We start from the raw sequence: 6,496 nt of genomic DNA on the forward strand, positions 1-6,496 counted from the left end.
CGCTCAGCGCTGCGGGCGAGCTCTCACGCGCCGTGGTGCGGCAGGCGACGGAGGCGCTCCGGGATCTGGGCATCGCCCACCCCGACCGCATCGTCGGCGGACTGGTGCGAGCCGCGGTGGAAGAGGGCCTGCGCGCGGCCGCGGGTCTCGCCGCCGACGACGGATCCTGACGCACACTGACGCACCCTGACAGGCATCTCCCCGAGCCCACCCGAATCGGCAGACCGACCCGCGGCTGCGAGGAACCGATTCGATGCCCGGAGCCCGATGCCCTAGCGCCGCTCGTAGACGTCGTCGCCGTCGAGCAGCGAGCGCACGTTGGTCGGGAGCCGGCCGTCGACGAGGTCGGCGAGCGTCGTGGCCTCGAGGACGAGCCGCAGCGAGGCGCGCACCGCGATCCAGACCTCGCGCAGCGGTGCGGCTGCACCCTGGTACTCGACGGATTCCGGCGCGGCACCGCGCACCGCGGCCAGCGGCCCGTCCACGGCCCGGACCACATCGGCGATCGTGATCTCGTCTGGTGAACCCGCGAGGGCGTATCCGCCGGTCGCGCCGCGGTGCGCGACGACGAGCCCGGCCTTCCGCAGGTCGCGGAGGATCGCCTCGAGGAACTTCGACGGTATGCCCTGCGCCTCGGCGAGCTGCGTGCGCGTCGCGCTCCCGCCCTGCCGAGCCGCCAGCTCGGCGAGCGCCCGCACCGCATAGTCGACGCGTGCCGTGACCTGCACCGTATACCACCCGCCCATGTCTCCGAAGACCTTCACTGTAGCAATCGGAGGGGCGCGGGCGAAGCGGCGTCGCCCGTGCCGCCTGCTTCACCCGCGTCGTCCGTGCGGCCCCCGCCGTCCGGACGTCTCATAGCCGTACCGCCCCGAGCGGCGTGGGGCAGCAGTTCCGGCTGATCCTGCAGTTCCGGCTGATCGAATCCGCGGGAACGGTCCTCCCGAACTGCACGGTCCTCCCGAACTGCAGGATCAGCCCGAACCTCCGAGCGAGCTCGGACCGCTCCGCTCGCGCCACGGGTGCCGTCCGGACGTCTCATAGCCGTACCGCCCCGAGCCCGCGGCGACGGCGGATCCGGCTCGCCGCCCAGGAGAAGGCGCCGTCGATGAGCATCCCGATGATCAGGATCACGATCATGACCGCCAGGAGCGTCGGCGCGTCGGCGAAGTTCCGCGCGTTCGAGAGCAGGACGCCGAGCGCGGTCGCCTGCGAGATGGTGACCAGCAGCTCGCCGGCGAGCAGCGAACGCCAGGCGAACGCCCATCCCTGCTTCAGCCCGGCGACGTAGGTGGGCAGGGCGGCGGGCAGGATCACGAAGCGGAGCAGGGCGAAGCCGCGGGCGCCGAGCGCGTGGCCCGCGCGAAGGAGGGGCGGGGGCACGTCGTCGATGCCCGAGATGAGGCCGTTTGCGATGGACGGAGCGGCGCCCAGCACGATCACGAACATGATCGCCTGCTCGGTGAGGCCGAAGAAGAGGATCGCAAGCGGGAACCAGGCGATCGACGGCATCGTCTGCAGCCCGGAGAGCAGCGAGCCGATCGCGGCGCGGAGCACCCGGGACCGCGCGACGGCCGCTCCGAGCACCGTGCCGATCGTAAGGGCGATCGCGAACCCCACGACCGCACGGGTCATCGTGGTGGCGGCCCCGACCCAGAACTCCGCAGTGACGGCCAGTTCGCCGAGCCGGGTCAGGACCGTGAGCGGATCGGGGAGGACGTAGCTCGGCTTGATCCCCGAGAGGTAGAGGAGCTGCCAGGCCCCGAGCACGATGAGCACGGCGAGCAGGCCCGGCCAGATCGCCGCCCAAATGCGATTCGCTCGAGGCAGGGCCGGTCGTGCCGCACGCGGGCTCAGCGTCCCCGGCGTCCCCGGGAGGTCGAGTCCGGAGAGTCTCGTGATGGTGCTCATGCGGCGGCCCTCCCGAAGCCTCGATCGACCTGCCCGTTCAGCAGATCGTGCAGGTGGCCCGCGCGCAGGGCGATCTCGGGGTCGTCCATGCGCCGGGGCCTCGGCAGATCGACATCGAGCTGGCTCGCCACCCGACCCGGGCCGGGCTGCATGACCACGACCCGGTCGCCCAGGCGCACGGCCTCCCGCACGTTGTGGGTGACGAACAGCACCGTGAGGCGGCGCTCGGCCGCGATGCGCTCGATCTCGTCGTGCATCGCATCGCGGGTGATCGCGTCGAGTGCGCCGAAGGGCTCGTCCATGAGGAGCACCTGGCAGTCCTGAGCGAGCGATCTGGCGAGCGCGATGCGCTGGCGCATGCCGCCCGAGAGTTCGTGCGGTCGCTGCTGCTGCGCCCCGGGGAGCCTGACGATCTCGAGCAGCTCGTCGATGCGGTCCGCCCAGTCGCGTCGTGGCACGCCCGAGAGACGGAGGGCGAGTTCGATGTTGCCCTGGACGGTGAGCCACGGGAACAGCCCCGAATCCTGGAACATCATGCCGACCCGGCGGCCGCCGAGGTTGACGGAACCGGCGGTCGGCTGCTCGAGCCCGGCGATGAGGGAGAGCAGGGTGCTCTTCCCGCATCCCGATCGGCCGAGCAGGCAGAGGAACTCGCCCTCCGCAACCGTCAGGTCGACATCCACGAGCGCGTGGGTGTGCGAGCGCGGGTAGCGCATCGAGATCCGGTCGATGACGACCGCCGCGGTGCTCATCGTGCGCTCACCGCCGGCTCGCCGCGTGCGGCGAGCGCCTCGTTCAGCAGGTCGAGCTCGTAGAGACCGTCGAGGTCGACCGGGTCGAGCAGTTCGAGGTCGACCGCGTGCTGCGCCTGGATCTCGAGCGTCGCAGCCAGCGGGTCGGCGGTGAAGACGACGTTCTCCCAGGCGGCGGCCAGCTGGTCGACCTTCGGCGTCGACCCCGAGATCCGGCCGATCTCCTCGGCGAGGAGGGCCTGCGCGGCGGCCGGGTCGCTCTCCATCGACTCGAGCGTGTCGAGGAGTCCGTCCAGGAAGGCGCGGACCGTGCTCGGGTAGCGCTCCAGGAACTCGGTGCTCACGATGACGTTGGTGGTGACGAAGCGGCCGCCCTCCCACAGCTCCGGCTCGTCGACCAGCACGTGCGCCCCGGCTTCGAGGACCATGCGGGTGGCCCAGGGCTCGGGCACCCAGGCGCCGTCGATCGATCCGACCTGCAGCGCGGTGAGCGCGGTCGCGTTGTCCTGCGGCTGGAGCTTCACGTCGCCGCCGCCCGACGTATCGGTCGCGTAGCCCTGCTCCTGCAGCCAGTGGCGCGCCGCGATGTCCTGGGTGTTGCCGAGCGACGGGGTCGCGATCGTGGCCCCGTCGAGATCCTCGACCGTGTCTATCCCGTCGCGCACCACCAGTGCGGCGCCGTTCGCAGCCGCGCCGGCGATCACGTGGAGCGCCTCGCCGCGGCTCTTCTGCCATCCGGTGACGGTCGGGCTCGGCCCGATGAAGCCGATGTCGATGCCGCCGGCGAAGAGCGCCTCGATCTCCTCGGTGCCCGAGTTGAAGGTGGCGGTCTCGATCTCGATCCCGTCGCCCAGCGCCGCCTGGAACTCTCCGCCGGCCAGCCCGACGATCGCGGGCGCGTGGGTCAGATTCGGGAAGAAGCCGATGGTCAAGCTCTCGGGCGCCTCCGGTTCGCCCGATGGGGAGTCGGCGGCCGGAGCCGCGGTTCCCGAGCAGGCGGTGAGGGCGAGCGCCCCGCCAGTGAGCAGAGCCGTCGCGAGCAGTGCGGTCGCGAGAGATGGTCGAGTACGCATGTGAATTCCCCTGAACCCCGACGTCGTCGTCGGACAAGTATCTGAATACCAGGGGTTTAGTAGGAATTGAGGGAAAGATACGCAATCCTCCTGGATGGTCGGCAGTACCACCGGCAGGGCCACCGGCATCGCCATCGGCGCCGGCATCTGCACCGCCACCGGCACCACCCCACCGGCACCGCCACCGGCAGCGATCCTCGGCGACCTTCGCTGCGATCCCCGGCGGCGGCACTCCCGGCCGCGATCAGTTCTCGGTGATGAAGCCCGCCCCGACCGTGCGGTTCGTCGCCTCGTCGATCAGGATGAACGAGCCGGTCTGCCGGTTGCGGCGATAGGGGTCGACGAGCAGCGGCTGCGTGGTCCGCAGGGTCAGTCGCCCGATGCCGTTCAGCTCGAGCGACGTCGGCGCGAGCGTGCGGCTCAGCGTGTTGATGTCGAGCTCGTACTTGATCTCCTTGACCATCGCGCGCGCCGTGCGGGTCGTGTGCTTGATGGCGTACTTGGCCCCGACGGTGAGGGGGGCGCTGTCCATCCAGCAGATCATCGCGTCGATGTCCTGCATCGCCTCGGGCTGGTTGTTCGGCCGACTGATCATGTCGCCGCGGGAGATGTCGATCTCGTCGTCCAATCGCACGACCACCGACATCGGCGGGTAGGCGGCCTCGACCTCGCCGTCGGCCGTGTCGATGGCCTTCACCGTCGACGGCATCCCGCTGGGCAGGACGATCACGTCGTCGCCGGGGCGCAGCACGCCGCCGATGATCTGGCCGGCGAGCCCGCGGTAGTCGCCCCGGCCGTTCTGGGGCCGGATCACGTACTGCACCGGGAAACGGATGTCGATCAGGTTCCGGTCGCTGGCGATGTAGACGTTCTCGAGGTGGTGCATGAGCGAGGCGCCCTGGTACCAGTCCATATGCTCGGAGCGGGCCACGACGTTGTCGCCCTTGAGCGCCGAGAGCGGGATCACCGTGACGTCGGTGAAGTCGAGCCGTGCCGCGAAGTCGACGAACTCGCGGCGGATCTCCTCGTACACCTCCTCGGACCAGTCGACGAGATCCATCTTGTTGATCGCCAGCACGACGTGCGGCACCCGCAGCATCGACACGATGGTGGCGTGCCGCCGACTCTGCTCGAGCAGTCCCTTGCGGGCGTCGACGAGGATGATGGCGAGGTCTGCGGTCGACGCGCCGGTGACCATGTTCCTCGTGTACTGGATGTGACCGGGGGTGTCGGCGATGATGAACTTCCGCCGCGGGGTGGAGAAGTAGCGGTAGGCGACGTCGATGGTGATGCCCTGCTCGCGCTCGGCGCGCAGTCCGTCGGTGAGCAGCGCCAGGTCGGTGTAGTCGTCTCCGCGCTGCACGCTCGTGCGCTCGACCGCTTCGAGCTGGTCGGTGAAGATCGACTTCGAGTCGTAGAGCAGCCGCCCGATCAGGGTGCTCTTGCCGTCGTCGACGGATCCGGCGGTCGCGATGCGGAGGATGTCCATCAGAAGTACCCTTCCTTCTTGCGGTCTTCCATGGCGGCCTCGCTCACCTTGTCGTCGCCTCGGGTCGCCCCGCGCTCGGTGATGCGCGTCGCCGCGATCTCGTCGATCACGGCCTCGACCGTGCGCGCGTCAGAGGGCACCGCCGCCGTGAGCGTGGCGTCGCCCACCGTGCGGTAGCGCACGGTCTTGGTGAACACCTCCTCGCCCTCCTTCGGGCGGCAGTGCTGGTTCACCGCGAAGTACATGCCGTTCCGCAGGAAGACCTCGCGCTCCGCGGCGTAGTAGATGGCCGGCACCTCGATCCCCTCGCGGGCGATGTAGTGCCAGATGTCGAGCTCGGTCCAGTTCGAGAGCGGGAAGCAGCGGATGCTCTCGCCCGGATGGATGCGGCCGTTGTAGAGCGCCCAGAGCTCGGGCCGCTGGTTCTTCGGATCCCACTGGCCGAAGTCGTCGCGGAACGAGAAGACGCGCTCCTTCGCTCGGGCCTTCTCCTCGTCGCGCCGGGCGCCGCCCATCAGCGCGCTGAGACCGTGATCCTCGGCCGTCTTCAGCAGCACCGGGGTCTGGATCCGGTTGCGCGATCCGCTCGGATCCTCCCGCACCAGCCCGGCTTCGATCGCCTCGGGCACCGAGCCCACGATCAGGCGCACACCGAGCTCGGAGACGCGGCGGTCGCGGAACTCGAGCACCTCGTCGAAGTTGTGGCCCGTGTCGATGTGCACGACGGGGAAGGGGATCGGCCCGGGGGCGAACGCCTTCGCCGCCAGGTGCAGCATGACGATGGAGTCCTTGCCGCCGGAGAAGAGCATGCCGGGGTTCTCGTTCTCGGCCACGATCTCGCGGATGATGAAGATGGCCTCGGACTCGAGGTAGTCCAAGTGGGTGAGCCCGTAGCGCCGCGTATCGGTGATCTCGGTCATCGTGCATCCTCCTCCAGGATCGATGCCACCCGCCCGAGCAGCTCGTCGGCGATCAGCGGGTTGCAGACCACGAGATCGGGCAGATAGGGGTTCGCGTTGTTGTACTCCAGTGGTCTACCGTCGACGCGCGAGGCGAAGAGACCCGCGGCGCGGGCGACCGCGACCGGAGCCGCCGAGTCCCACTCGTACTGACCGCCGGTGTGCACGTAGGCGTCGGCCTCGCCGCGCACCACGGCGGCGGCCTTGAACCCGGCCGAGCCCATGGGCACGAGTTCGGCGTCGAGCTCGGCCGCGAGCCGTTGGACGAGGGGTGTCGCCCGGGTGCGCGAGACCGCCAGGCGCAGGCGCTCG

The 6,496-nt window shown here is 70.0% G+C and carries 7 protein-coding genes; all 7 read right to left on the reverse strand.

Annotation, left to right across the window (positions count from 1 at the left end):
- Positions 1-272: 272 nt before the first annotated feature.
- The gene (locus ACFPZL_RS08465; RefSeq protein WP_328798033.1) at positions 273-764 is read right to left on the reverse strand and encodes an RrF2 family transcriptional regulator; all 492 of its coding nucleotides are present in this window, start codon (positions 762-764) and stop codon (positions 273-275) included.
- Between the two features lie 274 nt (positions 765-1,038).
- The gene (locus tag ACFPZL_RS08470) at positions 1,039-1,911 is read right to left on the reverse strand and encodes an ABC transporter permease (RefSeq protein ID WP_218116304.1); all 873 of its coding nucleotides are present in this window, start codon (positions 1,909-1,911) and stop codon (positions 1,039-1,041) included.
- A complete protein-coding gene (locus ACFPZL_RS08475; protein WP_382332889.1) occupies positions 1,908-2,663 on the reverse strand; it encodes an ABC transporter ATP-binding protein in 756 nt (251 codons plus the stop codon). The genes ACFPZL_RS08470 and ACFPZL_RS08475 overlap by 4 nt, the downstream gene beginning before the upstream one ends.
- Complete coding sequence (locus ACFPZL_RS08480) at positions 2,660-3,736, reverse strand: ABC transporter substrate-binding protein (protein ID WP_218116305.1); 1,077 nt, start codon at positions 3,734-3,736, stop codon at positions 2,660-2,662. Before ACFPZL_RS08480 ends, ACFPZL_RS08475 begins: the two co-directional genes overlap by 4 nt.
- A 244-nt stretch (positions 3,737-3,980) precedes the next feature.
- Positions 3,981-5,225 (reverse strand): sulfate adenylyltransferase subunit CysN, encoded by a 1,245-nt coding sequence (gene cysN / locus ACFPZL_RS08485; RefSeq protein WP_218116306.1) that lies wholly within the window; start codon positions 5,223-5,225, stop codon positions 3,981-3,983.
- The gene (cysD, locus tag ACFPZL_RS08490; protein ID WP_218116307.1) at positions 5,225-6,145 is read right to left on the reverse strand and encodes a sulfate adenylyltransferase subunit CysD; all 921 of its coding nucleotides are present in this window, start codon (positions 6,143-6,145) and stop codon (positions 5,225-5,227) included. Before cysD ends, cysN begins: the two co-directional genes overlap by 1 nt.
- On the reverse strand, positions 6,142-6,496 hold a 355-nt coding region (locus ACFPZL_RS08495; RefSeq protein ID WP_382335095.1), incomplete at its 5' end, for an inositol monophosphatase family protein. The genes ACFPZL_RS08495 and cysD, both read right to left, overlap by 4 nt.

The organism is Leucobacter soli (genome assembly GCF_042659205.1).
Lineage (GTDB): Bacteria > Actinomycetota > Actinomycetes > Actinomycetales > Microbacteriaceae > Leucobacter > Leucobacter soli.